The organism is Mesorhizobium sp. BHbdii (assembly GCF_053848045.1).
In genome coordinates this window covers 336,078-361,588 of the sequence record NZ_JBSPKX010000005.1, presented here as the reverse complement: position 1 = coordinate 361,588, position 25,511 = coordinate 336,078, and the positions used below count along the sequence as shown (strand labels likewise).

The 25,511-nt window shown below is 61.9% G+C and carries 25 protein-coding genes, 1 other RNA gene and 3 pseudogenes; 20 read left to right on the top strand and 9 right to left on the bottom strand.

The window, feature by feature from the left end; all coding sequences use genetic code 11:
* Nucleotides 1–31 precede the first annotated feature (31 nt).
* From ACWTU8_RS25305 to ACWTU8_RS25245, 13 genes and pseudogenes are all read left to right on the top strand, one after another.
* Nucleotides 32–925 carry a dihydrodipicolinate synthase family protein gene (locus ACWTU8_RS25305; RefSeq protein ID WP_455850297.1) on the top strand — a complete coding sequence of 298 codons (894 nt, stop codon included), beginning with the start codon at nt 32–34 and terminating at the stop codon, nt 923–925.
* Between the two features lie 195 nt (nt 926–1,120).
* The gene (locus tag ACWTU8_RS25300) at nt 1,121–2,371 is read left to right on the top strand and encodes an NAD(P)/FAD-dependent oxidoreductase (protein ID WP_455850296.1); all 1,251 of its coding nucleotides are present in this window, start codon (nt 1,121–1,123) and stop codon (nt 2,369–2,371) included.
* Nucleotides 2,372–2,383: 12 nt separating this feature from the next.
* Complete coding sequence (locus ACWTU8_RS25295; RefSeq protein ID WP_455850295.1) at nt 2,384–3,385, top strand: 4-hydroxyproline epimerase; 1,002 nt, start codon at nt 2,384–2,386, stop codon at nt 3,383–3,385.
* Nucleotides 3,386–3,720: 335 nt separating this feature from the next.
* Complete coding sequence (locus ACWTU8_RS25290) at nt 3,721–4,623, top strand: branched-chain amino acid ABC transporter permease (protein WP_455850294.1); 903 nt, start codon at nt 3,721–3,723, stop codon at nt 4,621–4,623.
* A gap of 4 nt (nt 4,624–4,627) precedes the next feature.
* A pseudogene (locus tag ACWTU8_RS25285) lies at nt 4,628–4,906 on the top strand (DUF3382 domain-containing protein); the annotation flags it as partial.
* 195 nt (nt 4,907–5,101) lie between these two features.
* Nucleotides 5,102–6,223: pseudogene (gene livM, locus ACWTU8_RS25280) on the top strand (high-affinity branched-chain amino acid ABC transporter permease LivM); the annotation flags it as partial.
* A pseudogene (locus ACWTU8_RS25275) lies at nt 6,223–7,389 on the top strand (ABC transporter ATP-binding protein); the annotation flags it as partial. The pseudogenes livM and ACWTU8_RS25275, both read left to right, overlap by 1 nt.
* 9 nt (nt 7,390–7,398) lie before the next feature.
* Nucleotides 7,399–8,127, top strand: coding sequence for an ABC transporter ATP-binding protein (locus ACWTU8_RS25270; protein ID WP_029348958.1), 729 nt, complete (start codon nt 7,399–7,401; stop codon nt 8,125–8,127).
* Nucleotides 8,128–8,144: 17 nt separating this feature from the next.
* Nucleotides 8,145–8,492, top strand: coding sequence for a DUF6867 family protein (locus tag ACWTU8_RS25265; protein WP_455850293.1), 348 nt, complete (start codon nt 8,145–8,147; stop codon nt 8,490–8,492).
* A 139-nt stretch (nt 8,493–8,631) separates the two neighbouring features.
* Nucleotides 8,632–9,750, top strand: coding sequence for a branched-chain amino acid ABC transporter substrate-binding protein (locus ACWTU8_RS25260; protein WP_455850292.1), 1,119 nt, complete (start codon nt 8,632–8,634; stop codon nt 9,748–9,750).
* Between the two features lie 234 nt (nt 9,751–9,984).
* Nucleotides 9,985–13,443, top strand: coding sequence for a pyruvate carboxylase (pyc, locus tag ACWTU8_RS25255; protein WP_455850291.1), 3,459 nt, complete (start codon nt 9,985–9,987; stop codon nt 13,441–13,443).
* A 363-nt stretch (nt 13,444–13,806) separates the two neighbouring features.
* Nucleotides 13,807–14,067, top strand: a complete 261-nt coding sequence (locus ACWTU8_RS25250; protein WP_023800031.1) for a DUF2312 domain-containing protein — start codon at nt 13,807–13,809, stop codon at nt 14,065–14,067.
* A gap of 49 nt (nt 14,068–14,116) precedes the next feature.
* Nucleotides 14,117–14,572, top strand: coding sequence for a hypothetical protein (locus ACWTU8_RS25245; RefSeq protein ID WP_455850290.1), 456 nt, complete (start codon nt 14,117–14,119; stop codon nt 14,570–14,572).
* 129 nt (nt 14,573–14,701) lie between these two features.
* Here ACWTU8_RS25245 and ACWTU8_RS25240 read toward each other — a convergent pair whose 3' ends face one another.
* Entirely contained in the window at nt 14,702–15,211 is a 510-nt protein-coding gene (locus ACWTU8_RS25240) for an arsenate reductase ArsC (protein WP_455850289.1), read from the bottom strand.
* A 213-nt stretch (nt 15,212–15,424) separates the two neighbouring features.
* Here ACWTU8_RS25240 and ACWTU8_RS25235 point away from each other — a divergent pair, with 213 nt between their 5' ends.
* The gene (locus ACWTU8_RS25235) at nt 15,425–15,769 is read left to right on the top strand and encodes a hypothetical protein (RefSeq protein ID WP_128342557.1); all 345 of its coding nucleotides are present in this window, start codon (nt 15,425–15,427) and stop codon (nt 15,767–15,769) included.
* 61 nt (nt 15,770–15,830) lie between these two features.
* Here the strand turns inward: ACWTU8_RS25235 and msrB are convergent, their stop codons facing one another.
* The 5 genes from msrB to ACWTU8_RS25210 all read right to left on the bottom strand — a co-directional run bounded on the left by msrB (nt 15,831) and on the right by ACWTU8_RS25210 (nt 19,839).
* Entirely contained in the window at nt 15,831–16,235 is a 405-nt protein-coding gene (gene msrB, locus ACWTU8_RS25230) for a peptide-methionine (R)-S-oxide reductase MsrB (RefSeq protein ID WP_027152870.1), read from the bottom strand.
* 110 nt (nt 16,236–16,345) lie between these two features.
* On the bottom strand, nt 16,346–17,143 hold the full coding sequence (locus tag ACWTU8_RS25225; protein WP_455850288.1) for an MBL fold metallo-hydrolase: 798 nt from the start codon (nt 17,141–17,143) through the stop codon (nt 16,346–16,348).
* Between the two features lie 32 nt (nt 17,144–17,175).
* Nucleotides 17,176–18,366 (bottom strand): vWA domain-containing protein, encoded by a 1,191-nt coding sequence (locus ACWTU8_RS25220; protein ID WP_455850287.1) that lies wholly within the window; start codon nt 18,364–18,366, stop codon nt 17,176–17,178.
* Between the two features lie 8 nt (nt 18,367–18,374).
* Nucleotides 18,375–18,821 (bottom strand): N-acetyltransferase family protein, encoded by a 447-nt coding sequence (locus ACWTU8_RS25215; RefSeq protein WP_455850286.1) that lies wholly within the window; start codon nt 18,819–18,821, stop codon nt 18,375–18,377.
* Nucleotides 18,822–18,999: 178 nt separating this feature from the next.
* Complete coding sequence (locus ACWTU8_RS25210; protein ID WP_455850285.1) at nt 19,000–19,839, bottom strand: AAA family ATPase; 840 nt, start codon at nt 19,837–19,839, stop codon at nt 19,000–19,002.
* 181 nt (nt 19,840–20,020) lie between these two features.
* Here ACWTU8_RS25210 and ssrS point away from each other — a divergent pair.
* The 4 genes from ssrS (at nt 20,021) to ACWTU8_RS25190 (ending at nt 22,700) form a co-directional block, all read left to right on the top strand.
* Nucleotides 20,021–20,176, top strand: a non-coding RNA gene (gene ssrS, locus ACWTU8_RS25205) — 6S RNA.
* 194 nt (nt 20,177–20,370) lie between these two features.
* Nucleotides 20,371–20,958 carry a 5-formyltetrahydrofolate cyclo-ligase gene (locus tag ACWTU8_RS25200; protein WP_455850284.1) on the top strand — a complete coding sequence of 196 codons (588 nt, stop codon included), beginning with the start codon at nt 20,371–20,373 and terminating at the stop codon, nt 20,956–20,958.
* A gap of 81 nt (nt 20,959–21,039) precedes the next feature.
* Nucleotides 21,040–21,864, top strand: coding sequence for a TIGR00282 family metallophosphoesterase (locus tag ACWTU8_RS25195; protein ID WP_455850283.1), 825 nt, complete (start codon nt 21,040–21,042; stop codon nt 21,862–21,864).
* 71 nt (nt 21,865–21,935) lie between these two features.
* Complete coding sequence (locus tag ACWTU8_RS25190; protein WP_029348937.1) at nt 21,936–22,700, top strand: TerC family protein; 765 nt, start codon at nt 21,936–21,938, stop codon at nt 22,698–22,700.
* Nucleotides 22,701–22,734: 34 nt separating this feature from the next.
* Here ACWTU8_RS25190 and ACWTU8_RS25185 read toward each other — a convergent pair whose 3' ends face one another.
* From ACWTU8_RS25185 to ACWTU8_RS25175, 3 genes are read right to left on the bottom strand one after another with little or no spacing between them, the layout of a single operon-like run.
* Complete coding sequence (locus ACWTU8_RS25185; RefSeq protein ID WP_455850282.1) at nt 22,735–23,202, bottom strand: SRPBCC family protein; 468 nt, start codon at nt 23,200–23,202, stop codon at nt 22,735–22,737.
* Between the two features lie 48 nt (nt 23,203–23,250).
* The gene (locus ACWTU8_RS25180) at nt 23,251–23,613 is read right to left on the bottom strand and encodes a hypothetical protein (protein ID WP_455850281.1); all 363 of its coding nucleotides are present in this window, start codon (nt 23,611–23,613) and stop codon (nt 23,251–23,253) included.
* 16 nt (nt 23,614–23,629) lie between these two features.
* Complete coding sequence (locus ACWTU8_RS25175) at nt 23,630–24,112, bottom strand: SRPBCC domain-containing protein (RefSeq protein ID WP_455840173.1); 483 nt, start codon at nt 24,110–24,112, stop codon at nt 23,630–23,632.
* Nucleotides 24,113–24,163: 51 nt separating this feature from the next.
* On the opposite strand from ACWTU8_RS25175, the gene ACWTU8_RS25170 reads away from it, so the two are divergent.
* Together ACWTU8_RS25170 and ACWTU8_RS25165 are read left to right on the top strand one after the other, a co-directional pair.
* Nucleotides 24,164–24,487 carry an ArsR/SmtB family transcription factor gene (locus tag ACWTU8_RS25170; protein ID WP_455850280.1) on the top strand — a complete coding sequence of 108 codons (324 nt, stop codon included), beginning with the start codon at nt 24,164–24,166 and terminating at the stop codon, nt 24,485–24,487.
* Nucleotides 24,488–24,706: 219 nt separating this feature from the next.
* Nucleotides 24,707–25,456, top strand: coding sequence for a YebC/PmpR family DNA-binding transcriptional regulator (locus ACWTU8_RS25165; RefSeq protein ID WP_023800014.1), 750 nt, complete (start codon nt 24,707–24,709; stop codon nt 25,454–25,456).
* Nucleotides 25,457–25,511 lie beyond the last annotated feature (55 nt).

The following is a 25,511-nucleotide window of genomic DNA, read 5'->3' as shown; positions in this document are numbered from 1 at the left end:
TACGACTGATATATCAGATGGAGCGACCACCATGTGGACTGGAGTTTTCCCCGCCGTCACGACCAAATTCACCGAGGACGACCGCCTTGACCACGCCGAGATGGAGCGCTGCTTTGCGCTGCAGATGGAGGCCGGCTGCGACGGCATCATCGTCTGCGGTTCGCTCGGCGAGGGGCCGATGCTCTCGCATGACGAGAAGATCGACGTGCTGAAGACCGCGCAGAAGAGCGCTGGCAACAAACCGGTTCTGCTGACGGTCAACGAACCCGGCACGCGCGAGGCGGCGGCAATCGCGCGCCGCGCCGCCAAGGAGGGGGCCAATGGGCTGATGGTGGTGCCGAGCCCGATCTACCACACCAATGCGGAGGAGACGGTCGCCGCGCTGCGTGCCGTTGCGGAGGCCGGCGACCTGCCGGTGATGATCTATTCCAACCGGCTTGCCTACCGCGTCGACGTCACCGTCGATCAGATGGAGGAACTGGCGAAGGACAAGCGTTTCGTCGCCATCAAGGAATCCTCCGACGACATCCGCCGCTCGACCGAAATCATCAACCGCTTCGGCGACCGTTACGACCTGTTCACCGGCGTCGACAATCTTGCGTTCGAGGCGCTGTCGGTCGGTGCCATCGGCTGGGTGGCGGGACTGGTCACCGCGTTCCCCCGCGAGACGGTCGCGATCTATCAGTTGATGAAGCAGGGCCGCCGCGAGGAGGCGCTGAAAATCTACCGCTGGTTCCGGCCGCTGCTCGACCTCGACGTGTCGACCTATCTGGTGCAGAACATCAAGCTCGCCGAAGTCCTGGCGATCAACACCAACGACCGCGTGCGCATGCCGCGCCAGCCGCTGTCGGGCGAGCGCCGAAAGACCGTCGAAAAGATCGTCAGGGATGCGCTGGCGGTGCGGCCCGTGCTGCCACAATTCTAAGGGTGGCAATGTCGCGGACCCCCTCATCCGGCCGCTTCGCGGCCACCTTCTCCCCGAGGGGAGAAGAGGTCGCAACCGCTGGCGTCAGCCTCTTCTCCCCGACTGGGAGAAGGCGGGCCGAAGGGCCGGATGAGGAGGCTGGCTCCAAGTTGCGGAGCGAGGCGGAGGCCGAGCCATGCAGCGCGGCGCGCAGCCATGAATAGCGATGCGACGCTCGACATCGCCATTATCGGCGGCGGCATCATCGGCATCTGTGTCGCCGCCTATCTGGCCGAGGCGGGGCGAAACGTCACGATCTTCGATCGAACGGGCATCTGCGAGGAAACGAGTTCCGGCAATGCCGCTGCCTTGGCCTTTTCCGATGTGTTGCCGCTGGCCCACAAGGGCATGATCAGGCATCTGCCGAAATGGCTTGCCGACCCACTCGGCCCGCTCAGCATCCCGCCCGCCTACCTGCCCAAGCTGCTGCCCTGGCTTATCCGCTTCTGGCGCGCCGGACGAAGCGACCGCTACGAGGCCAGCCTCGCGGCGCAGGCCCGGATGATGCGGCTCGCCGAGGCCGAATGGGCCGGGCTGATGGCGCGCTCGGGCACCGGAAACATGCTGCGCGAGGACGGATCGCTCGAACTTTACGAGAGCGAGGCCGAGTTCAAGGCATCGCTGCCCGGCTGGGCGGCCAGGCAACGCTTCGGCATCGGCTTCAGCCATGTCGAGGGCGATGCTCTCGTCGCCTTGCAGCCCGGCCTGTCGCCGCGTTTCGTCAAGGGCACTTTCGTGCCGGGATGGAAGACCGTTACGGATCCGAAATTATTGGGCAAGGCGATCTGGACCTTTGCTGAGAAGAACGGCGCGCGTTTCGAAAAGGCTCGGATCGACCATGTCGGAGCGGGGCAGGATGGCGCGACGTTGACGCTGGCCGACGGTAGGGTGCGGCAAGCAAAATGCCTCGTCATCGCCGCCGGCGCGTGGTCGCATCTCCTGGCGAAACATATCGGAGACCGCATCCCGCTCGAAACCGAGCGCGGCTACAACACGACCCTGCCGAAAACCGCCTTCGGTGTGAAGCGGCAACTGATCTTCTCCGGCCACGGCTTCGTCATCACCCCGCTCGAAACCGGTGTGCGCGTCGGCGGCGCGGTCGAGCTCGGCGGGATCGAGCGGCCGCCCAATTACGCCCGCTCGAAAGCGCTGCTCGACAAGGCACAAAAATTCCTGCCGGGGCTTGACCCAGCCGGCGGCCGCGAATGGATGGGGTTTCGGCCGTCGCTGCCGGATTCGCTGCCGGTGGTCGGTGGCGCCAGGCATGCCGGCACGATCGTCTATGCCTTCGGCCACGGCCATCTCGGCCTGACCCAGGCAGCTGCCACCGGGCGCCTGGTCCGCGATCTCATTCTCGGCCAAAATCCGGTGTTTGATCTTTCTGCGTTTTCCCCGAACCGCTTCTGACGGGATCTAGACATGGCGCGCCACTCCTTCTTCTGCATCGACGGTCACACCTGCGGCAATCCGGTGCGGCTGGTCGCCGGCGGCGGACCGCTGCTCCAGGGCGCGACGATGATGGAGCGGCGCGCGCATTTCCTGGCCGAGTATGACTGGATCCGCACCGGGCTGATGTTCGAGCCGCGCGGCCATGACGTGATGTCCGGCTCGATCCTCTATCCGCCGACGCGGCCCGATTGTGACATCGCCATCCTGTTCATCGAAACCTCGGGGTGTCTGCCAATGTGCGGTCATGGCACCATCGGCACGGTGACGATGGCCATCGAGCACGGGCTGGTCAAGCCGAAGACGCCGGGTTTGCTCAGGCTGGACACACCGGCCGGCCTGGTCACCGCCGAATACAAACAGGTCGGCGAATATGTCGAGGAGGTGCGAATCACCAACGTGCCGTCCTTCCTCCATGCCGAGGGACTGACGGTGGAATGTCCGCAGCTCGGCGAGATCATCGTCGACGTCGCCTATGGCGGCAATTTCTACGCCATCGTCGAGCCGCAAAAGAACTATCGCGACATGGCCGACCATTCCGCCAGCGACCTCATCGCCTGGAGCCCGGTGGTGCGGCAGCGGCTCAACGAGAAGTACGCCTTCGTGCATCCCGAGAATCCCGGCATCGACCGGCTTTCGCATATGCTGTGGACGGGTGCGCCGACCGACAGCCAGGCGGATGCGCGCAACGCTGTCTTCTACGGCGACAAGGCGATCGACCGCTCGCCTTGCGGCACCGGCACCTCGGCGCGGATGGCGCAGCTTCACGCCAAGGGCAAGCTTAGGTCTGGCGACGATTTCGTCCACGAATCGATCATCGGCTCGCTGTTCAAAGGCAGGGTCGAGAAGGAAGTCACGGTGGCGGACAAGCCGGCGATCATTCCCTCGATCGGTGGCTGGGCGCGCATGACCGGATTGAACACGATCTTCATCGACGATCGCGATCCGTTCGCGCACGGATTCGTCGTCAAATAGAGAGTATCCTGACCCGGGGAAATGAAAGGGAACGCAAAGATCGATCGCTTCGATGGCGCAACGATCCCGCTCATGAACTTATTTTGACGGCGATTCGTTCGAAACGGCGTGCATTTTGACGACGAATCGCCAAAGACATTGCGTTATGCCAATGATAGGGTCCGCGATAGTCCAGAGGCCGGGAAGGGAAGAACGGGCAATCCGATTGCGTGCTTCAAAATCACGCATGCCGATTAAAAAATGACGTTGCAATCCGGGCTCGAAACTTTACGACTAGGGGAAATACGAAAAGGAATGCGTCTGCATGGGCGACATTCCAGGGGAGCCACGACAGCATGCAGTATTTTGTCCAGCAGCTTATCAATGGGCTGACGCTGGGATCGATCTATGGGCTGATAGCGATCGGCTATACGATGGTGTACGGCATCATCGGCATGATCAATTTCGCCCATGGCGACATCTTCATGGTCGGCGCCTTCACCGCTCTCATCGTTTTCCTCATCCTCGGCGCGTTGTTCTATTCGGTCCCGGTGGTGATCGCGCTCCTGGTCATGATGATCGTCGCGATGCTGTTGACCAGCCTGTACAATTGGACGATCGAGAAGGTGGCCTACCGGCCGTTGCGCGGTTCGTTCCGGCTGGCGCCGCTGATCACCGCGATCGGCATGTCGATCGCGCTGTCGAACTTCGTCCAGGTGACGCAGGGGCCACGCAACAAGCCGATCCCGCCGATGGTGTCCACGGTCTATAATATCGAGGGCATCAGCGTGTCGCTGAAGCAGATCGTGATCGTCATAGTCACCGCGCTGCTGTTGGCGCTGTTCTGGTACCTGGTCAACAAGACCTCGCTGGGTCGAGCCCAAAGGGCATGCGAGCAGGACCGCAAGATGGCGGCATTGCTCGGCATCGACGTCGACCGCACCATCTCGATCACCTTCGTCATGGGTGCAGCCCTTGCCGCCGTCGCCGGCACGCTGTTCCTGATGTATTATGGCGTCATCGCCTTCTCCGACGGTTTCACGCCCGGCGTGAAGGCATTCACCGCGGCCGTGCTCGGCGGCATCGGCTCGTTGCCCGGCGCCGTGCTCGGCGGGCTGATGATCGGCTTCATCGAAAGCATGTGGTCGGCTTATTTCTCGATCGACTACAAGGACGTCGCCGCCTTCTCCATCCTGGCGATCGTGCTGATCTTCCTGCCTTCCGGCATTCTCGGTCGGCCAGAAGTCGAAAAGGTCTGAGATCATGGCGGTCACCGCATCTCCGGAGCGCGACATCGTCGCCACCCCCATGCAGCGCGCCACCCGCGAAGCGCTTTATGCCGGCGCCATCGCGCTCGGCCTTTTCGTGCTGTTCATCGGCCTGAGGACCGATCAGAACATCTCCAATGAGCTGATCCTTGTACAGCGCTGGTGGCTTCTTGCCGTCGTGGTTGTGCTGACCATGGCCGGGCGTTTTCTCTACGTCGCCTACGGACAGCCCTTCCTGGCAAATCAGAAGATCGTCGACGTCGCCACCGGCCTGCTGCCGGAGAGCATGGCGACGCGGTTCTTCCGCCTGCCCTATTTCATCGCTGCCATCGCCACAGTGGCCGTGCTGGTTTTCCTTGCCGGCTCCCTTGACGGATTGCTGGGGTCCGCTCTGGCCGGTTATGCACGGTTCCTGAGGGCGCTGGCGATCATCTACGCCCTCGCATCGGTGATGTTTTATTTCCGAACCTTCATCCATGCCCATTTCTCGGCATTGGGTATAACCGCACTGGCGCTCTACCCGATCATCGTTGTGCTGGTGCTTGCCTTGTACGGAGGATCGGTGGCCGCCGGGTTCCAGGGTTCTCTGAAATGGGTCGACAATTACGGCATTCAAATCCTGATCTATGTGATGCTGGCCTGGGGGCTGAACATCGTCGTCGGCCTCGCCGGCCTGCTCGATCTTGGTTATGTCGCCTTTTATGCCGTCGGCGCTTATTGCTATGCGCTACTCGGCACGCAATACGGCCTGTCGTTCTGGATCCTGCTGCCCGCCGCCGGCGCCATGGCCGCCTTCTGGGGGGTGCTGCTCGGCTTTCCGGTGCTGCGCCTGCGTGGCGACTACCTGGCGATCGTGACGCTGGCCTTCGGCGAGATCATTCGTCTCGTGCTGATCAATTGGCGTGAGGTTACCAACGGCTCGGCTGGTATCTCCGGCATCCCCAAGGTCACCTTTTTCGGCCTGATGACGTTCAACGTCTCGGATCCGAACTATATCGCCAAGGTTTTGGACATCGCCACGTCGAGCGCTTATTATAAGATCTTCCTCTACTACCTGATCCTCGGGCTCTGCCTGCTCACTGCGTTCGTCACCATAAGGCTTAGGCGCATGCCCGTCGGCCGCGCCTGGGAAGCGCTGCGCGAGGACGAGATCGCCTGCCGTTCGCTCGGCATCAACACCACCACCACCAAGCTCACCGCCTTTGCCACCGGCGCCATGTTCGGCGGCTTCGCCGGCTCGTTCTTCGCGGCGCGGCAAGGTTTTGTCAGCCCCGAATCCTTCATCTTCCTGGAATCGGCGATCATCCTCGCCATCGTCGTGCTCGGCGGCATGGGTTCGCTGGTCGGCATCGCCGTCGCCGCCATGGTGATGATCGGCGGCACCGAGGTGCTGCGCGAGCTCGATTTCCTGAAGCAGGTCTTCGGTCCCGACTTCACGCCGGAACTCTACCGCATGCTGCTGTTTGGCATGGCCATGGTCATCGTCATGCTGTGGAAGCCGCGGGGCTTCGTCGGCAGTCGTGAACCGACAGCCTTCCTCAAGGAGAGCAGGGCTGTATCCGGCTCCTTCACCAAGGAGGGCCACGGCTGATGAGTGACGCGATCCCATCCATGAACGATGCCATCCTGCAGGTCGAGCATCTGTCGATGAAGTTCGGTGGTCTGGTCGCCATCGGCGACCTGTCCTTCCAGGCCAGGCGCGGCGAGATCACTGCGCTGATCGGGCCGAACGGCGCCGGCAAGACCACCGTGTTCAACTGCATCACCGGCTTCTACAAGCCGTCTGAAGGCATGCTCACGCTCAACCGGCGCGATGGCTCGAGCTATCTGTTGGAACGCCTGCCGAACCATGAAATTCCGGCGCGCGCCAAGGTGGCGCGCACCTTCCAGAACATTCGTCTGTTCTCGGGTATGACGCTGCTCGAGAACCTGCTGGTGGCGCAGCACAACAAGCTGATGAAGGCTTCCGGCTACACCGTCCTCGGCCTGTTCGGCTTCAGCGGCTACCGGACAGCGTCGGCCGAGTCGATCGACCTCGCCAGGCACTGGCTGGAAAAGGCCGACCTCGTCGATCGAGCCGACGATCCGGCCGGCGACCTGCCCTACGGCGCACAACGGCGCCTGGAGATCGCGCGGGCCATGTGCACGGGTCCGGAGTTGCTCTGCCTCGACGAACCGGCCGCCGGGCTCAATCCGAAGGAATCCATGGCGCTCAACGCGCTCCTGATGGATATCAAGGACAACACCGGGACCTCGATCCTGCTGATCGAGCACGACATGGCGGTGGTCATGCAGATTTCCGATCATGTCGTGGTGCTCGAATACGGGCGCAAAATCTCGGACGGCAGTCCGCATGCGGTACGCACCGACCCGCGTGTCATCGCCGCCTATCTCGGCGTCGAAGACGAGGACGTCGAGACTGTACTGACCGAGGTCGGCGACGAAGACGTCATCGAGCAACTGGATACGGGTCCGGATTCGGCGCACGGCCCGGGCACATCATCTTCGTATTTCGCCGGACCGGTGACCGATACAGTCGGCCACAGCGAGGGAGAACGCGTCACAGTGTCGAAAGGCGCCTCGAAGGCCGGGCAGGTCGACGCAAGGTCGAGTGTCGCCGCAGCGAGCAAGGCAGCCTCTCCGGCGGCTGCCAAGCCCAGCACGAAACCTTCTGCCGCGAAATCCTCCGCGGCAAAGCCGGCCACCAAGGCTCCGGTAAAGCCGAAGACACCGGGCGCGTCCAACCGACGTGGAGGGCGTAAATAAATGGCCGGTACAACGCTGCTCGATATCAAGGGCGTCCAGACCTACTACGGCAACATCAGGGCGCTGAACGGCGTCGACGTCACCGTCAAGCAGGGCGAGATCGTGGCGCTGATCGGCGCCAACGGCGCCGGCAAGTCGACGCTGATGATGACCATTTTTGGCGCTCCACGGGCGCGGGCGGGCACCATCACCTTTGCCGGCACCGACATCACCCAGTTGCCGACCCATGAGATCGCGCGCATGCGGATTGCCCAGTCGCCGGAGGGCCGGCGCATCTTCCCGCGCATGACGGTGATGGAAAACCTGCAGATGGGCGCCAGCCTCGACAACCTCAAGCACTACGACGAGGATGTCGAGAAGGTGTTCACGCTGTTTCCGCGCCTGAAGGAACGCATTGCCCAACGCGGTGGCACGCTGTCGGGCGGCGAGCAGCAGATGCTGTCGATCGGACGTGCGTTGATGGCGCGACCGAAGCTGCTCCTGCTCGACGAGCCGTCGCTGGGCCTGGCGCCGCTGATCGTCAAGCAGATCTTCGACGCCATCCGGGAGTTGAACCGCACGCAGGGGCTGACCGTGTTCCTGGTCGAGCAGAACGCCTTCGGCGCGCTGAAACTCGCCACGCGCGGCTATGTCATGGTCAACGGCAATGTGACGATGAGCGGCACTGGCAAGGAGCTGCTCGCCGATCCGGACGTGCGCGCCGCCTATCTCGAAGGCGGCCATCACTGAGTTCAGGAGTCTTCATCATGCAGGGCATTCTCTATGAGGAACCCTCGGTTTGGCAGTTCTTCTTCGTCACCTGCCTGCTTGGCGGCTGGGCGGCATGGATGACGGGCAAGGCCTGCGCCCAGACTTGGCGCAGCTTCGTCCAATTGTTCGCCTATTTGCTCGCCCTCGGCATCGCCGTAAGGTTCATCCATCACGCACTGTTCGGCGGCACGATGTTCTCGCTGCAGTACTACGTCGTCGACACCATCGTCCTGATGATATTGGGCTTCATCGGTTATCAATACACGCGCACCAACCAGATGGTGACACAGTATAACTGGCTTTACGAAAGAGCATCGCTTTTGAGTTGGAAACCAAAAGGTTGACGTTCACCATTAACGCCGTTTAGGGGCTGAATCGGCGTGACAAGTGCCTGAAAATCGGCAAAGTACGTTTTCTGCGAGTAAAGGTGGGCATCGCATGAAAGCATCATCCACGCCCACTCTGTAAATGGGAGCGTTTTACATGAGAAAATCACTTTTGTCCGCCGTCGCCCTGACCGCGCTCGTCGCGTTCAGCGGAAGCGCGTGGGCTGACATCCTGGTCGGCGTTGCCGGTCCGATCACCGGTCCGAACGCCGCCTTCGGCGCGCAACTGCAAAAGGGCGCCGAACAGGCTGTCGCCGACATCAATGCGGCCGGCGGCATTAACGGCGAGCAGATCAAGCTCACGGTCGGCGACGACGTCTCCGATCCGAAGCAGGGCATCTCGGTCGCCAACAAGTTCGTCGGCGACGGCGTCAAGTTCGTGGTCGGCCACTTCAACTCGGGCGTTTCGATCCCGGCATCGGAAGTCTACGCGGAAAACGGTATCCTCGAGATCACCCCGGCCGCGACCAATCCGAAGTTTACCGAACGCGGTATGTGGAACACGTTCCGCACCTGCGGACGCGACGACCAGCAGGGCAGCATCGCCGGCGCCTATCTCGCGGAGAACTTCAAGGATGCCAAGATCGCGGTCATCCACGACAAGACGACCTATGGTCAAGGTCTTGCCGACGAGACCAAGAAGGCGATGAACGCTGCCGGCGTGACGGAAGTCATGTACGAGGGCGTCAATGTCGGCGACAAGGACTTCTCAGCGTTGATAGCCAAGATGAAGGAAGCCGGCGTTTCCATCATCTATTGGGGTGGTCTGCACACCGAGGCCGGCCTGATCATCCGCCAGGTGGCTGACCAAGGCCTCAAGGCCACGCTGGTTTCCGGCGACGGTATCGTTTCGAACGAGCTGGCCTCGATCGCGGGTGACGCGGTTGCGGGCACGCTGAACACGTTCGGTCCGGATCCACGTCTGATCCCGGCGAACAAGGAACTCGTCGAGAAGTTCCGTGCGCAGGGCTTCGAGCCGGAGGCCTACACGCTCTACTCCTACGCCGCCATGCAGGCCATCGCGGGAGCCGCGACTGCCGCCAAGTCGAACGATCCGATGGAAGTTGCCAAGTCTCTCAAGGCCAACGGCCCCTTCAAGACCGTGCTGGGCGATCTTTCCTATGACGAGAAGGGCGATCCGACGCTGCCTGGCTACGTCATGTACGAATGGAAAAAGGGCGACGACGGCAAGTACACCTACGTCCAGAAGATGTAAGCCTGTCGACGACGACAATTTTGGAATGCCCGGCGCCTCGCGCCGGGCATTTTTCGTTTGACGTATTACCTATTGTTAGAGCGTCCTTTGCGCATTCGAGGGAATGCGCAGCGCTCTAAGGGAAAGAATTGGTTTAATCGGTTTAATCGCTTCCTTCGATTTTGTTTGCACTGCAGCATTTTCGCGTTAATCATGGCGCCAGTTCCCTTCCCGTCAGCGTCCGGAGCCTTGTCCTTGGCCATCACGAAGATCCTTGTCGCCAACCGGTCCGAAATCGCCATCCGCGTCTTCCGCGCGGCCAACGAACTCGGCCTCAAAACCGTGGCGATCTGGGCCGAGGAAGACAAATACTCGCTGCACCGCTTCAAGGCCGACGAAAGCTACCAGGTCGGGCGCGGGCCGCATCTGACCAAGGATATGGGGCCGATCGAAAGCTATCTGTCGATCGAGGAAGTGATCCGCGTCGCCAGGCTTTCGGGCGCCGATGCCATCCATCCGGGCTATGGGCTGCTGTCGGAAAGCCCTGAATTCGCCGAAGCCTGCGCCAAGGCCGGCATCATCTTCATCGGACCCAAGCCGGATACGATGCGCAGGCTCGGCAACAAGGTCGCCGCACGCAACCTGGCGATCGAAGTTGGCGTGCCGGTAATTCCCGCCACCGATCCCTTGCCCGAGGACATCGAGGCGGTGAAGGCACTCGCCAAGACGATCGGCTATCCGGTGATGCTGAAGGCATCGTGGGGCGGCGGCGGCCGCGGCATGCGCGCCATCCGCTCGGAAGCCGATCTCGCCCGCGAGGTGACGGAGGGCAAGCGCGAAGCGAAAGCCGCCTTCGGCAAGGACGAGGTCTATCTCGAAAAGCTGATCGAGCGCGCCCGCCATGTCGAGGTGCAGGTGCTGGGTGACACACACGGCAATGCCGTGCACCTGTTCGAGCGCGATTGCTCGATCCAGCGCCGCAACCAGAAGGTGGTCGAGCGCGCGCCGGCGCCGTATCTCGAAATGTCACGGCGCGAGGAGCTCTGCGATTATGCTCTGAAGATCGCTCGCGAAACGAGCTATATCGGCGCCGGCACGGTCGAGTTCCTGCAGGATGCCGACACCGGCAAATTCTATTTCATAGAGGTCAACCCGCGCATCCAGGTCGAGCACACCGTCACCGAGCAGGTGACCGGCATCGACATCGTCAAGGCGCAGATCCACATCCTCGACGGTTTCGCCATCGGTACGCCGGAATCGGGTGTGCCGGCGCAGAAGGATCTCAGGCTCAACGGCCACGCGCTGCAGTGCCGCATTACTACGGAAGATCCCGAGCACAATTTCATTCCCGACTATGGCCGCATCACCGCCTATCGCGGCGCCACCGGTTTCGGCATCCGCCTCGATGGCGGCACCGCCTATTCCGGCGCGGTCATCACCCGTTTTTACGACCCGCTGCTGGAGAAGGTGACGGCCTGGGCACCGACGCCGGCCGAAACCATCGCCCGCATGAACCGCGCGCTGCGCGAGTTCCGTATTCGCGGCGTGGCGACCAACCTCACCTTCCTCGAGGCGATCATCAATCATCCGAGTTTCGCCGATAATTCCTATACGACCAAGTTCATCGACACGACGCCGGAACTGTTCGCGAGCGTGAAGCGACAGGATCGCGCGACCAAGCTGCTCAACTACCTGGCCGATGTCAGCGTCAACGGCCATCCCGAGACGCGCGGCCGGCCGCAGCCGAAGGCGGATGCGGCGGCACCCATGGTGCCCTATCTCAACGGCAATGTGCCCGACGGCAGCAAGCAGAAGCTCGACGCACTTGGGCCGGAGAAATTCGCGGCCTGGATGCGGGCGCAAAAGCAAGTGCTCGTCACCGACACGACGATGCGCGACGGACACCAATCCCTGCTCGCGACGCGCGTGCGCACATATGACATCGCCGGCATTGCCGGCACCTATGCGCGCGCGCTGCCGCAGCTGTTATCGCTCGAATGCTGGGGCGGGGCGACCTTCGACGTCGCCATGCGCTTCCTCACCGAAGACCCTTGGGAGCGCCTGTCGCTGGTCCGCGAGGCGGCGCCCAACTTGTTGCTGCAGATGCTGTTGCGCGGCGCCAACGGCGTTGGCTACACCAACTATCCAGACAATGTCGTCGAGCATTTCGTCAAACAGGCCGCCGCCGGCGGCATCGACCTGTTCCGCGTCTTCGACTGTTTGAACTGGGTCGATAATATGCGGGTCGCCATGGACGCGGTCGGCGCCGAAGGCAAGCTGATCGAAGCGGCGATCTGCTACACCGGCGATATACTCGACCCGGCCCGAGCCAAATACGACCTCAAATACTATGTCGCGCTGGCCAGAGAATTGCAGGCGGCCGGCGCCCATATCATCGCGGTCAAGGACATGGCCGGCCTCCTGAAGCCCGCGGCGGCACGAGTGCTGTTCAAGGCGCTACGCGAGGCGACCGATCTGCCGATCCATTTCCACACGCACGACACGTCGGGCCTGTCGGCGGCGACGGTGCTGGCGGCGGTGGACAGCGGCGTCGACGCCATCGACGCGGCGATGGATTCCTTGTCCGGCAACACCTCGCAGCCTTGCCTGGGCTCGATCATCGAAGCGCTGAAGGGCACCGAGCGGGATCCGGGTCTCGATCCGCAATGGATCAGGAACATCTCGTTCTACTGGGAGGCGGTGCGCAACCAGTATGCCGCCTTCGAGAGCGACCTGAAGGGGCCGGCTTCGGAAGTCTACCTGCACGAAATGCCAGGCGGGCAGTTCACCAATCTCAAGGAACAGGCGCGCTCGCTCGGTCTGGAGACACGCTGGCACGAAGTGGCACAGACCTATCACGACGTCAATCTGATGTTCGGTGACATCGTCAAGGTGACACCGTCGTCCAAGGTTGTCGGCGACATGGCGCTGATGATGGTAAGCCAGGACCTGACGGTTGCCGATGTCGAAAATCCGGCCAGGGATATCGCCTTCCCGGATTCAGTCGTGTCGATGCTGCGCGGCGATCTCGGCCAGTCGCCCGGCGGTTGGCCGGAGGCACTGCAGAAGAAGGTGCTTAAGGGCGACAGGCCAATCACGGCCCGGCCTGGCTCCCTGCTGAAGCCGGCCAATCTCAAGGCCAGCCGCAAGGAGATCGAAGACAAGCTCGAGCGCAAGCTCAGCGAATTCGAATTCGCCTCATGGCTGATGTACCCGAAGGTTTTCTCCGACTTTACCGCAGCCCAGGAAACCTACGGGCCGGTCAGCGTGCTGCCGACGCCGACCTATTTCTACGGCATGAAGCCGGAAGACGAGATCTTTGTCGACATCGAGAAGGGCAAGACGCTGGTGGTGCGCTGCTTGGCCATCGGCGATGTCGACGAGAAGGGCATGGTCACCGTGTTCTTCGAGCTCAACGGCCAGCCGCGCCGGGTCAAAGTGCCGGACCGCGCGCATGGCGCTTCCGCCGCCAAGGCGCGGCGCAAGGCCGAGCCGGGCAATGAGGCGCATGTCGGCGCGCCGATGCCCGGCGTCGTCTCGGCGCTTGCCGTTGCCGCCGGCCAGGCGGTCAAGGCCGGCGACGTGCTGCTGTCGATCGAGGCGATGAAGATGGAAACGGCATTGCATGCCGAGCGCGACGGCACAATCGCCGAAGTGCTGGTCAAGGCCGGCGATCAGATCGACGCCAAGGACCTGCTGATCGCATTCGGGTAAGGTGCGTTGATATTCAGGTGATGCCGGCCTGCAAACGCCGGCTGCCTGCGCTTGTCTACAGCGCCGCACGCCCCTCGGGCGCGCACAGGACGCTGTAGTACTTGATTTGCGCATGATCCTTTCCAAAACTCGATCTCGATTTCGGGGATCATGCGCGGGCTCACGTACTTAAGTACGCTCCGGTTCTCGGCAGCCACCGTTTTCGACTCGGCCTGATCTGAATCTCAACACCTTGGGGTGTGCCTAACCCTTCATGCCGCATCGATAACAGCTTGACCGGTCGCCCCCGGTCGGGCATCGAACCGCTGCAAATTCGCCGCGACACGTTCCTGAGTCGCGGAATGAAAACGATGCGGAGAAAAAATGGCCGACGACATCACCGAAACCAGCCAGACTGTTGCCGCCGGCCAGCTGCGTGCCTTCATCGAGCGCATCGAGCGGCTCGAGGAAGAGAAGAAGACGATTGCCGACGACATCAAGGAAGTGTTCGCCGAGGCCAAGGGCACCGGCTTCGACACCAAGGCGATGCGGTCGATCATCCGTCTGCGCAAGAAGGACCAGGCCGAGCGGCAGGAGGAGGAAACCATCCTCGACCTCTACAAAGCCGCGCTCGGCATGGTGTAGGCTGGTAACAGCCTGGGCGCCGGTTGCGGCGCCCTCAACGGGTCGAACCATGAGCGAATTCGACTTTGGCGTCCGCCGCGCCTCGGAATTCCGCCAACGCGGCTTCTGGACGCTGTTTTCGGAACGGCATCCGGAAGAAAGGGCTCTGATGGCGCGGCGCGGACCCTGGTTCTGGCAGCGCGGGTTGCCCGACTTCGCCTTGGTCCTTTCCATGTATGTCGCGCCGGCGCAGAACCATGTCGGCGTCTTCTTCGGCCGCAACGAGAAGTTCGGTGCCACGGAAGCCTGGTCGCGGTTGAAGCCGTTCCAGCCGGCGATCGAAGACAGGTTGAAGCTCAGGCCGGAACAGAGTTGCGAGGGCCTCGGCATCAATTCGCTGTGGCGGGTGAACTGCTTTGCCGAGGACAATTGGCCGGCCATGGCTGACTGGCTGGTGACGGAAGCATCGCGCTTCGAGCGCGCCGTTGACGAGGTTCTCGGCGAGGGTGGCGAAGCCGGTTCGTGAATTCGCCTGCCTGTCGGCGGCTTGGGCCTAAAGCGCGTCGCGTCTGAAGCAATTCGTGCGACGCGCTTTAGTTTTGTTTTTATGCATGTCGTTACCCCAAAACCGCTGCGCACTTTTGGGCGACATGCATTAGTTCGGCTTCGCCGTATCCCGGCCGATCGCATCGAGATGCTGTTGCAGCGCCAGGTGGTCGAGTGCATCCACCCGCAGGTTGGTGAACAGCGAAATACGGTTGTTGAGCATGCGATAGGCATCGGCAAAGGCAAGGTGCAGTTCGGCTTCGGTGCCGTCCGCCTTGGCTGGGTCCGGAATAGACCAGAGCGCGGTCATCGGATGACCCGGCCAGATCGGACAAGATTCGTTTGCGGTGCTGTCGCAAAGCGTGAAGATGAAATTCATTTCCGGCGCGTCGGGCTCGGCAAACTCGTCCCAGCCTTTCGAACGGGCGGAGCTCGTATCGTAATTGAGGCTTTCGAGCAGCTGCAGTGCGAAGGGATTGACCTCGCCCTTCGGCTGCGAACCGGCGGAAAAGGCCTTGAACCTGCCGGCACCGATCCGATTGAGGATGGCTTCCGCCATGATCGATCGCGCCGAATTGGCGTTGCAAAGAAACAGCACGTTGTAGACATTATCGCTCATCTCAAGACCTCCCTGTCAGGCGACTGGATGATGGAGGCGGCAAATTCCGGTAAGGTACCCTTGCCGAGATGCCGACAAGGGCGACGTAGAAAGGTTTCACGACCGTTTGATGACAATCTGTCAGATCATACGCTTGCGTGCCGATGATCGAGTTGCGTTGACAGGCTTGCTGCTTTGGACATCTCTGCTATCGAACGAGAGAAAGCCGCATCTATGAGTGCGCCAGAGACCTTCGAAGGCGAAGACGGCGAGGCAGGCCGTGCGGCGGGTTTCTTCCGCTCGCGCTGGCAAGGCACGGCCCCGCTCGATCGGCTGTTCTGGCGCGATCTTGTCCTTGTCGGCACGGCGATCAACGTCGCAGTGTCGGTGCTGGCGCTCATCCTCCTCGGGCTGAAGCTGCCGCTCGCTCTCGTTCTGGCGGTGCATTTCGCGCCGGTGCCGTACAATTTCTTTCTGACTTTTGCGGTGTGGCGGACCGCCGAAAAATCCGGTGGCGTCAAGGCTTCGCTGATGACGCTGGGGGCTGTGCTGTGGCTGATCCTGGTGGTGGTGATCTGACAGGAAAGTGCTGCCCGGCAAAGGGCGGCCGCAGCCGTCCTTTGCCACCGTCGAATTCCTATCAGGCGGCCGGCTCGAATTTCAGCGCGACGCCATTGATACAATAGCGCAGGCCGGTCGGCGGCGGGCCGTCCTCGAAGACATGGCCAAGATGGCTGCCGCAGCGGGCGCAATGGCATTCGGTGCGGACCATGCCATAGCTGCGGTCGACGGTCGTCTCGACCGAACCGGGCACCGGATCGTTGAAGCTCGGCCACCCGGTGCCGCTCTCGAACTTCAGCTTGGATTCGAACAAAGGCTGGTCGCAGCCGACACAGGAAAAGGTGCCGGCGCGCTTCTCGTGAAGCAGGGCGCAACTGCCCGGCCGCTCGGTGCCGTGGTTGCGCATCACCGCATATTGCTCCGGCGTCAGCCGGGCGCGCCATTCGGCATCGGTGCGGGTTACGGGGTAGGTGTGACTATCCATTTTCGCCTCTTAGCTCATGCCGCTATTGGGGTTGTCTTCCCCCAGTTCGCCTAAAATAGGCATTTGTTACGGCGTTTGCCGGTATTTCCGATCCTGCCGCGAAGAATTCCTCAGGCGATCGCCGCGAGATACCGCGCAACCGACGCTGCAAATGCCGTCTTTGCATCTCCGATGACGTTCTGGTTCCACCATGCGCCATAGATATGGTCGAACGCGAAAGGCTCCAGCGCAGCCTCGATGCCGAGCACTTTCGCCGCATTGAGCGGGATGTAGTTGGGGTAGCTGTACATAAAGCTGACATGGCGGCGAGTCGGCGTCACCTGCAAGATGTCGCCGGCCAGGACGGCGTCGCCGCCCTCGCGTTTCCAGTGCAGCACCTGGCCACCGGCAAAGTGACCGCCGCAACGGATAAGTGTCAGCGCGGGGCTTAGGACGCGGGTCTCACCCTCCCAACTGACAACAGCCGGATGCGGCCGCATGATCCACTTGCGATCATCGGCGTGCAGGTAGATCGGCACGCCGCCAAACGCCTCGCTCCACTCGACCATTGCCGAATAATAATGGCAGTGCGAAATGGCGATCGCGGCCAGGCCGCCCCGTCGGTTGATTTCGGCCACCGCCTCGTCGCTGACCATCGAGATGCAGTCCCACAGGACATTGCCATACGCGGTTTGCGCCAGCAGCGCCCGCTGACCGATGGCGAAGCGCGGCTCGATGCCGAAGGCGAGCACGCCGGCATCGTCCTTGATCACGATCCGATGCCCGGCGGCGAGCTCTTCCGGCGTGATCCAGGCCTGGCCCTCCCAGCGCACATATTGCCGCTCGTCCTCGCAGATCGGGCAATGGTCGGGCGGCGCGGCTGCTGCCGGGAACTGGACGCCACATTGCAGGCAGAGGAAACAGGTCATCGGCCTTCCTGTCTTGCTTGCCGGAAATCCATTCAGTGCTTCCTTGAAAGTTGCTTTGTCGCGGCTTCGAGCCCGGCGAGCGTCAGCGGAAACATGCGGCCGCCAAAGATATTGCGGATCATGGCGATCGAATGGGTGAAACCCCAGTTCTTCTGGTTTTCCGGGTTGAACCATACCGCGTTCGGCCATTGCTGCAGCAGACGGCCGAGCCAGACGACGCCGGCCTCCGGATTCCAGTGCTCGACCGAGCCACCGGGATGCGCGATCTCGTAAGGGCTCATCGAAGCATCGCCGACGACGATCACCTTGTAGTCCGGGCCGTATTTGTGGAGGAGGTCGAAGGTCGGGATCACTTCCGTATGCCGGCGGCGATTGTCCTTCCAAACGCCTTCATAAAGGCAGTTGTGGAAGTAGAAATATTCGAGCTGGCGGAATTCGGCACGGGCAGCCGAAAACAGCTCCTCGACGCTTCTGATGTGGTCGTCCATCGAGCCGCCGACGTCGAAGAACATCAGCAGCTTCACGGCATTGCGTCGCTCAGGTCGCGTCTGCACGTCGAGATAGCCATGTTCGGCCGTGGCGTGGATGGTGCCGGGCAGGTCGAACTCCTCCTCGGCGCCTTCGCGCACCCAGCGGCGCAGGCGCTTCAGCGCGACCTTGATGTTGCGGGTGCCGAGCTCGACGGCATCGTCGAAATTCCTGAACTCGCGCTTGTCCCAGACTTTGACCGCGCGGCGGTTGCGGCCTTCATGCTGGCCGATGCGAACGCCTTCGGGGTTGTAGCCGTAGGCGCCGAAGGGCGAGGTGCCGCCGGTGCCGATCCATTTCGAGCCACCCTGGTGGCGGCCCTTCTGTTCCTCCAGCCGCTTCTTCAGCGTTTCCATCAGCTTTTCGAAACCGCCGAGCGCTTCGACCAGCTTTTTCTCCTCGTCGGTCAGGTGCTTTTCGGCAAGCCGGCGCAGCCATTCCTCCGGAATGTTTTCGACATCGACCGCGTTTTCGCCAGCCAGCGCTTCGACGCCCTTGAAAACGTGCGAAAAGACCTGGTCGAAACGGTCGATGTGGCGCTCGTCCTTCACCAATGCTGAGCGGGCGAGATAGTAAAATCCCTCGACGTCATAGTCGACCAGCCCCGCCTCCAGCCCTTCCAGCAGCGACAGATATTCTCGGAGCGAGACGGGAACCCGCGCAGCCTTCAGTTCGAGGAAGAAGGGGATGAACATCGCACTGCCTATAGCAGATCATACTCGATGAAGCCGGTCCGCCGCGCCACGTGGTCGTAGAGCTTGCGCGCTGTGGTGTTGGTTTCGTGGGTCATCCAGTAGACGTTCTTGACGCCGACCTTGCCGGCTTCCCGCTTGACCGCTTCGATCAGGGCGGCGCCGACGCCCTTGCCGCGCACATCCGGGTCGGCGAACAGGTCTTGCAGATAGCAATTGTTGATCTGCGACCAGCAGGAGCGATGGTAGAGATAGTGCGTGAGGCCGACCGCCTTGCCGTCGAGGGTGGCGATGAACCCGTTCGGTTCGAACTCACCCGCCGTGAACAGGCGCTTCCAGGTGACGGCGTAGACCTCCTCCGGCAGTCTGGTTTCGTAGAAGTTGAGGTAGGCAGTCCACAGACGCTGCCAGTCGGCGTGGTCGGATTGTGCCAGTGGGCGGACGGTGATCCCGGTCATTTCATTTCCCTTCCGAAGCTTTATGCCTAGGCTGCCTCGGTGCCCGGCCGGCGGCAACGGTCCAGCAACGGGAAAGCGCTGTCCGACGCGTATGCCCGGCCCTCCGCCATGGCTCCGGGCGTTCGTCGCTCCAAAAGCCAAATCGTCGGCTTTTCGTCGGCCTTTGGCCGACCGCTCCTCACCCCTGCCTTCTCGCCATAAATGCCAGGCGCTCGAACAAATGCACGTCCTGTTCGTTCTTCAAAAGCGCACCATGCAACTTCGGCAGCGCATTCTTCGGATCGGCGCGCAATTCCTCGGGCGCGATGTCATCGGCGACCAAGAGTCTGATCCAATCGAGCGCCTCGGAGGTCGACGGCTTCTTCTTCAGGCCAGGCACGTCGCGGATCTCGTAGAACTGGGTCAATGCGGCGCGCACCAGGTTCTGCTTGATGCCGGGATAGTGCACGTCGACTATCCTGTGCAGCGTCTCGACGTCGGGGAAGCGGATATAGTGGAAGAAGCAGCGGCGCAGGAAGGCGTCCGGCAGTTCCTTCTCGTTGTTGGAGGTGATGATGACGATCGGGCGCACGGCGGCGCGGATCGTTTCGCCGGTCTCGTAGACGAAGAACTCCATCCTATCGAGTTCCTGCAACAGGTCGTTGGGGAACTCGATATCTGCCTTGTCGATCTCGTCGATCAGAAGCACGACCTTCTTGCCTGCGGCGAAGGCGTCCCACAGCTTGCCGCGGTTGATATAGTTCCTGATGTCGTTGAAGCGCTCGTCGCCGAGCTGGCTGTCGCGCAGCCGCGAGACGGCGTCATACTCGTAGAGGCCCTGCTGCGCCCTTGTCGTCGACTTGACGTGCCATTCGATCAGCTCGAGGCCGAGCGCCGCCGCCACTTGCCTGGCCAGTTCGGTCTTGCCGGTGCCGGGCTCGCCCTTGACCAGCAATGGCCGCTCCAGCGCGATCGCCGCATTGACCGCCACCATCAGATCCTTGTCGGCGACATAGGCCGCCGTGCCTTCGAAACGCATTCTTGCTCCTCGGTTTTGATGGGCAACCGTAAGGAGACAGTCCAGCCTGTGCAAGGCATCGCGGCGAGGCGCGGTGAAACCTTGTGTCGCGCAGGTCCCAGGCAGGGCTTTGTGACGAATTGAGCCGGCGAACATGGCCATCTCTCTGGCGCTTGGTCGATCGTCAGCCTATATTGGTCGTGACGGTCTGCGCTTCCCGGCAGGAGAACATTTTCCCCGGGGCCTTAATGATCTCTAGGGAGCTGTCCCTGGGAAGACCCGTGGGTTTTCTCATACGGCGCCCACCTACTTTGTAGGTTCCCGGGATCGCTCTCTCCACCGGTTGTGTGGATCGTCACCCATCAAAAAGGCCATATTTGGCGGATTTTGTCGTCGCACCGCTTTGTGCGGTGCTCACGAACGAAAAGTTCGCTCCGCTGACCTCATTTCGCATTATCTTTTCACCGAACCGCTGACACTTCGGTGGATCATGCGGTAGAAAACGTCGCTCCTAAAACTCCATCCAAAGCTGATCTTTTCTACCGTCCGCGCATGACAACCTTGAAAGACCTGAAAAGACATTTGCGACGCGAAGCACTCGGGCGCCGCGACGCGCTCGATCCATTCTGGCGGGTGGAGGCAGCGCTCGAAATGGCCGAGACGGCGCGGGACAGCATTGCGATAGAGCCTGGCCAGATCGTCTCCGGCTTCTGGCCGATGCGCTCGGAAGTCGATATCCGGCCGCTGATGTTCGCCTTGCGCGAAAAGGGAGCAAGGCTTTGCCTGCCGGCGATTCTCGACAAGACCACCATCGTCTTTCGCGAACTGGTGCGTGGCGCACCGATGGTCGACACGGGGTTCGGAACCGTCGGACCGCATGAGGAGGCGGAGGTGCTCGATCCCCAGGTGATGCTCGTGCCGCTCGCGGCTTTCGACGCGCGCGGCCACCGGATCGGCTACGGCGCCGGTTATTACGACCGCGCGATCGCGCGGCTGGTCGACAAGGGGCAACCGCCGCGGCTGATCGGCATTGCTTTCGACTGCCAGGAGGTGGCGCTGGTGCCGGACGAGCCGCATGACGTGATCATCTCGGAAATACTCACCGAGAACGGGTTGCGCCGGTTCGCGCCGAAATTGTAGATAAGTTCCTGGACGCATGGTCTTTTCCGAAAGTCATGCAGCTTTTTGCTTCGCTGACCTTCGGTTCGGGATCATGCTTATATGAGACTTCTCTTCCTCGGCGATATGGTCGGCAAGACGGGACGCACGGCGGTGTGGGAACAACTGCCCGGCCTGATCTCGGATTTCAAACTCGACTTCGTCATCGTCAATGGTGAGAACGCCGCCGGCGGTTTCGGCATCACCGAAGAGATCTTTCGCGAGACGATCTCGGCGGGTGCCGATGTCGTCACCACCGGGAACCATGTCTGGGACCAGCGCGACGCGCTGGTTTTCGCCCCGCGCGAGGAGCGGTTCCTGCGCCCGTCCAATTTCCCCAGGGGCACGCCGGGGCGCGGCTCCGGCGTCTACATTGCCAGGAATGGCGCGCGCGTTCTGGTCGCCAACATCATGGGCCGGGTGTTCATGCATCCCGAACTCGACGATCCGTTCCAGGCCGGTGAGCGCGAGCTTGCCGCCTGCCCGCTCGGCGAGCAGGCCGATGCGGTGGTCATCGATTTCCATGCCGAGGCGACCTCCGAAAAAATGTGCTTTGCGCATTTCGTCGACGGCCGCGCCAGTCTCGTCGTCGGCACCCACACGCACCAGCCGACCGGCGACCACCACATCCTCAATGGCGGCACCGGTTATATCTCCGACGCCGGCATGTGCGGCGACTATGATTCCTCGCTCGGCATGGACAAGGAGGAGCCGCTCAACCGGTTTCTGTCGAAGGTGCCGAAAGGACGCTTCGAGGCGGCGACCGGCCCGGCGACATTGTGCGGCGTCGGTGTCGACATTTCGGATCGCAGCGGCCTGACCGAGCGGATTGCGCCGTTTCGCCGCGGACCGCGGCTCGAGGAAACCGCGCCATCTTTCTGGTCGTGACATTGATATCAACGCCTGCGATACCTAACTGCCGGCGACACTGCTCTAGATCGTAAGAGGGGACGACCTCCATGCAGCTCATCGAATTCCTGGCGCCGCATTTCGCCTTTGTCTCCGATCCGACCGCGTGGGTCGCGTTGCTGACGCTGATCGTGCTGGAGGTCGTGCTCGGCATCGACAATCTGATCTTCATCTCGATCCTGACCAACAAATTGCCGGAGGCACAAAGGGCCCGCGCCCGGCGGCTCGGCATTTCCGCCGCGCTGATCATGCGGCTGGTGCTGCTTGCCACCATCTCGATCATCGTCCAGTTGACGGCGCCGGTATTCACCGCTTTCGGCCATGGCTTTTCCTGGCGCGATCTGATCCTGATCGCCGGCGGCCTATTCCTCGTCTGGAAAGCGACCAAGGAGATACACCACACGGTCGATCTCGAGGATCACCAGGACACGATGATGGGCGAGACGCTGCAGCTTTCGATGGCCGGCGCCATCTTCCAGATCCTGCTGCTCGACCTCGTCTTCTCGATCGATTCGATCATCACTGCGGTCGGGATGACCGACGAGATCGCCATCATGTACATCGCCGTTATCGTGGCAGTCACCGTGATGATGCTGGCGGCCGGGCCGCTCGCCAACTTCATCGCCAAGAACCCGAGCATCGTCATGCTGGCGCTGAGTTTCCTGCTGATGATCGGCATGACGCTGATCGCCGACGGCATGGGCTTCCATGTGCCGAAGGGCTACATCTACGCCGCCATGGGTTTTTCCGCCCTTGTCGAGGGCCTCAATATGCTGGCGCGACGTCGCAGAAAGGCAAAGGCCGGCGGGCACTAAGGTTGGCGCGCCGGTCTGGCGAAGCCGGTGCGTTCTAGGTCGCCGGAACACCCTTCGGATGACGGTCGCCGATCAGGCCAAGCTTCAGCCCTTGCTCCAGCCACGCCTTGGCGCCGGCGAGCACGAGCGCGAAGCCATCGGTCGAGCCGATCGCCTGCTTGACCTGTTCATCGGGGCTGCCGGCAAAACCGAAATTGCGAACCTCGACAAAGGTCGTGCCGCCCGGCATCTCGGTAAAAGTCCAGACCACTGTGGTCGGCGGATCGCTCCATTGCATGACGATCTTTTCGTTCCTGACGATCTCGCTGACCGTGACCGGCGCCGAGACGTCATACATGCGCCATTCCCAGCGAACCTCCTTGCCGCTGTCGAGCCTGTCGCTGCCATGAGTGAACCAGAATTTCCGGGTGATCGCCGGATCGACGATGGCTTCGAACACTTCTGCGACCGGCCGCCGGATCAGCATGCCGGCTTCGGCGGTAGGTGTCTCGCGGATTTCCATGTCGTCCTCCTTCTCAGTCGATGCCGCCCCTGTCGCCAGGCGTCGGGGTCACCAGGCGTCGGGTTCGCGCACCAGGTGGATAATATTGGCCGGATTGGTGATCCAGCCGCCGCGGAAATTTTCGCCGAGCGCCTCGATGGCGTCGCAGCGCACGACGCCGGCCTTGGCGAGATGATCGGCTGCGGCCGGAAAATCATCGGTGAACAGCTCCAGCCAGACCTCGGCCTGGCTCAGCATCGGCGCCTCATCGATCCACAGGCGATTGGGGCCGAGCTCGAAACCAACAGCCGGCACTTTGGCTGTGAACGGCTTCAGCCCGACGACATCCCGATAGAAGGCGATCGTGTCCTGATATTGGTGGGGCGGCACTTTCATGGCGATGTTGATGCCGCCGGTGATCTTCGCAGTCATCCTTTCCTCCGTCTTTTCAGATATTGTCTTCACTGGCCGGTTCGCCCTTCATCTCGCTGCGGTAATAGCCGTCGCGCAAATTGATCCCGTATTCGACATAGGCCTTCATGCAGGCCAGCATCTGCGACCAGCCCTCGCAATTGAGGTAGGACTTCTTCAGGCCGACCGCGTCCTCGTGCCAGCCGGCCTCGGCGATGGTGACGAAGGTGCCGCCGTCATCCAGCGGCTCGAAATTCATCTCGACGCGCGTCTTGTAAGCCGGCTTGCCGTCGGCGTCGGTGGCATCCCAGCGCAGCACGATGCGGTTGTTTTTCTCCACCTCGTCGACCTCGACCGGGACCTTGCCCCACCAGACGACCTTGGCGCCGGCCACCAGCGGGGCGCTGGCGCCGCCGATGGTGGTGAAATAGCCGCTGAGCTTCTTCGGATTGACGACCGCATCGAAGACTTCGGCGACCGGTTTGCCGATGCGGCCCGAAACCCTGAATCCAAGAGACATATCCGCAGCTCCTTCCTTGATCAGATCGGTATTATGTTATAAAAATATAACATGTCAAGCAAAGCGCAGGATGACAATGTTTTCAAGGCGCTGGCGCATCCGCGCCGGCGTGCGCTGCTGGACGAGCTGAAGGACGCGCCGCGCACTACCGGCATGCTGTGCGATGCCTTTCCCGACATGGACCGCTGCACCGTCATGCTGCATCTGAAAGTGCTGGAGGAAGCCGACCTGGTCGTCGCGCGGCGCGAGGGGCGCGAACGCTGGAATCATCTCAATGCGCTGCCGATCCAGCAGATCCACGACCGCTGGATCAGTCAGTACGCCACGCACGCGATCACCATTCTCGACCGGCTGAAATCCGATCTGGACGGGTGAATGGCCGCAGGAATGCAGCTGGCGGACGTGTTGCGCACCACCGTTACGGCGCGGCTGGACGAATTGAGCCGATTTATCTATAAGCCGGCCATTCCGACATAGAGCGCCGTACGTCCATCCGGACGGACCAGGAACGTTCTGAAATTATGACTTCGAGCATTTTGGCAAAAGGCGAGGTCTCGCTGCAGGATGCTCTGCCAAGAAGACGACAGGGGTGCCATGGCTGGCCATTCACAGTTCAAGAACATCATGCACCGCAAGGGCCGCCAGGACGCGGTGCGGTCGAAAATGTTTTCCAAGCTGGCGCGCGAAATAACCGTCGCCGCCAAGAGCGGCACGCCGGATCCGTCGATGAACCCGCGCCTGCGCTTGGCCGTGCAGAACGCCAAAGCGGTGTCGATGCCGAAGGACAATATCCAGCGCGCCATCAACAAGGCGTCGATGGGCGACGCCGAGACTTACGAAGCCGTGCGCTACGAAGGCTACGGGCCGGGTGGCGTTGCGCTGATCGTCGAGGCGCTGACCGACAACCGCAACCGCTCGGCGTCGAATGTGCGCGCCGCCTTCACCAAGGCCGGTGGGGCGATGGGCGAAACCGGCTCGGTGTCGTTCATGTGGGACCGTGTCGGCGAGATCTTCTATCCGGCGTCAGTCGGCAGTGCCGAGAAGGTCATGGACGCGGCAATCGAAGCCGGTGCCGACGACGTCCAGTCGGACGAGGAAGGGCACACGATCTATTGCGCCTTCGAGAACCTCGGCGAAGTGTCAAAGGCGCTGGAAGGGGCGCTCGGCGAGGCTGAATCAGTGAAGCCGATCTGGAAGCCGCAAACCAACATCGCGGTCGACGAGGAGCGGGCACAATCGCTGATGAAGCTGGTCGCGACGCTTGAGGACGATGACGACGTGCAGAGTGTCTACGCCAATTTCGAGGTCGACGACGAGACCATGGCGAAGCTGAGCGCCGCATGAGCACAGCTCAGCCCAGACATGAGCGAGCTCAGCCCGAAGACATGAGCAAAGCTCA

Bases quoted from the DNA above. Each gene is read 5' to 3' on its own strand.
- ACWTU8_RS25305 (WP_455850297.1), top strand. From the start codon at position 32: ATGTGGACTGGAGTTTTCCCCGCCGTCACGACCAAATTCACCGAGGAC.
- ACWTU8_RS25300 (WP_455850296.1), top strand. From the start codon at position 1,121: ATGAATAGCGATGCGACGCTCGACATCGCCATTATCGGCGGCGGCATC.
- ACWTU8_RS25295 (WP_455850295.1), top strand. From the start codon at position 2,384: ATGGCGCGCCACTCCTTCTTCTGCATCGACGGTCACACCTGCGGCAAT.
- ACWTU8_RS25290 (WP_455850294.1), top strand. From the start codon at position 3,721: ATGCAGTATTTTGTCCAGCAGCTTATCAATGGGCTGACGCTGGGATCG.
- ACWTU8_RS25270 (WP_029348958.1), top strand. From the start codon at position 7,399: ATGGCCGGTACAACGCTGCTCGATATCAAGGGCGTCCAGACCTACTAC.
- ACWTU8_RS25265 (WP_455850293.1), top strand. From the start codon at position 8,145: ATGCAGGGCATTCTCTATGAGGAACCCTCGGTTTGGCAGTTCTTCTTC.
- ACWTU8_RS25260 (WP_455850292.1), top strand. From the start codon at position 8,632: ATGAGAAAATCACTTTTGTCCGCCGTCGCCCTGACCGCGCTCGTCGCG.
- ACWTU8_RS25250 (WP_023800031.1), top strand. From the start codon at position 13,807: ATGGCCGACGACATCACCGAAACCAGCCAGACTGTTGCCGCCGGCCAG.
- ACWTU8_RS25245 (WP_455850290.1), top strand. From the start codon at position 14,117: ATGAGCGAATTCGACTTTGGCGTCCGCCGCGCCTCGGAATTCCGCCAA.
- ACWTU8_RS25240 (WP_455850289.1), bottom strand. From the start codon at position 15,211: ATGAGCGATAATGTCTACAACGTGCTGTTTCTTTGCAACGCCAATTCG.
- ACWTU8_RS25235 (WP_128342557.1), top strand. From the start codon at position 15,425: ATGAGTGCGCCAGAGACCTTCGAAGGCGAAGACGGCGAGGCAGGCCGT.
- msrB (WP_027152870.1), bottom strand. From the start codon at position 16,235: ATGGATAGTCACACCTACCCCGTAACCCGCACCGATGCCGAATGGCGC.
- ACWTU8_RS25225 (WP_455850288.1), bottom strand. From the start codon at position 17,143: ATGACCTGTTTCCTCTGCCTGCAATGTGGCGTCCAGTTCCCGGCAGCA.
- ACWTU8_RS25220 (WP_455850287.1), bottom strand. From the start codon at position 18,366: ATGTTCATCCCCTTCTTCCTCGAACTGAAGGCTGCGCGGGTTCCCGTC.
- ACWTU8_RS25215 (WP_455850286.1), bottom strand. From the start codon at position 18,821: ATGACCGGGATCACCGTCCGCCCACTGGCACAATCCGACCACGCCGAC.
- ACWTU8_RS25210 (WP_455850285.1), bottom strand. From the start codon at position 19,839: ATGCGTTTCGAAGGCACGGCGGCCTATGTCGCCGACAAGGATCTGATG.
- ACWTU8_RS25200 (WP_455850284.1), top strand. From the start codon at position 20,371: ATGACAACCTTGAAAGACCTGAAAAGACATTTGCGACGCGAAGCACTC.
- ACWTU8_RS25195 (WP_455850283.1), top strand. From the start codon at position 21,040: ATGAGACTTCTCTTCCTCGGCGATATGGTCGGCAAGACGGGACGCACG.
- ACWTU8_RS25190 (WP_029348937.1), top strand. From the start codon at position 21,936: ATGCAGCTCATCGAATTCCTGGCGCCGCATTTCGCCTTTGTCTCCGAT.
- ACWTU8_RS25185 (WP_455850282.1), bottom strand. From the start codon at position 23,202: ATGGAAATCCGCGAGACACCTACCGCCGAAGCCGGCATGCTGATCCGG.
- ACWTU8_RS25180 (WP_455850281.1), bottom strand. From the start codon at position 23,613: ATGACTGCGAAGATCACCGGCGGCATCAACATCGCCATGAAAGTGCCG.
- ACWTU8_RS25175 (WP_455840173.1), bottom strand. From the start codon at position 24,112: ATGTCTCTTGGATTCAGGGTTTCGGGCCGCATCGGCAAACCGGTCGCC.
- ACWTU8_RS25170 (WP_455850280.1), top strand. From the start codon at position 24,164: ATGTCAAGCAAAGCGCAGGATGACAATGTTTTCAAGGCGCTGGCGCAT.
- ACWTU8_RS25165 (WP_023800014.1), top strand. From the start codon at position 24,707: ATGGCTGGCCATTCACAGTTCAAGAACATCATGCACCGCAAGGGCCGC.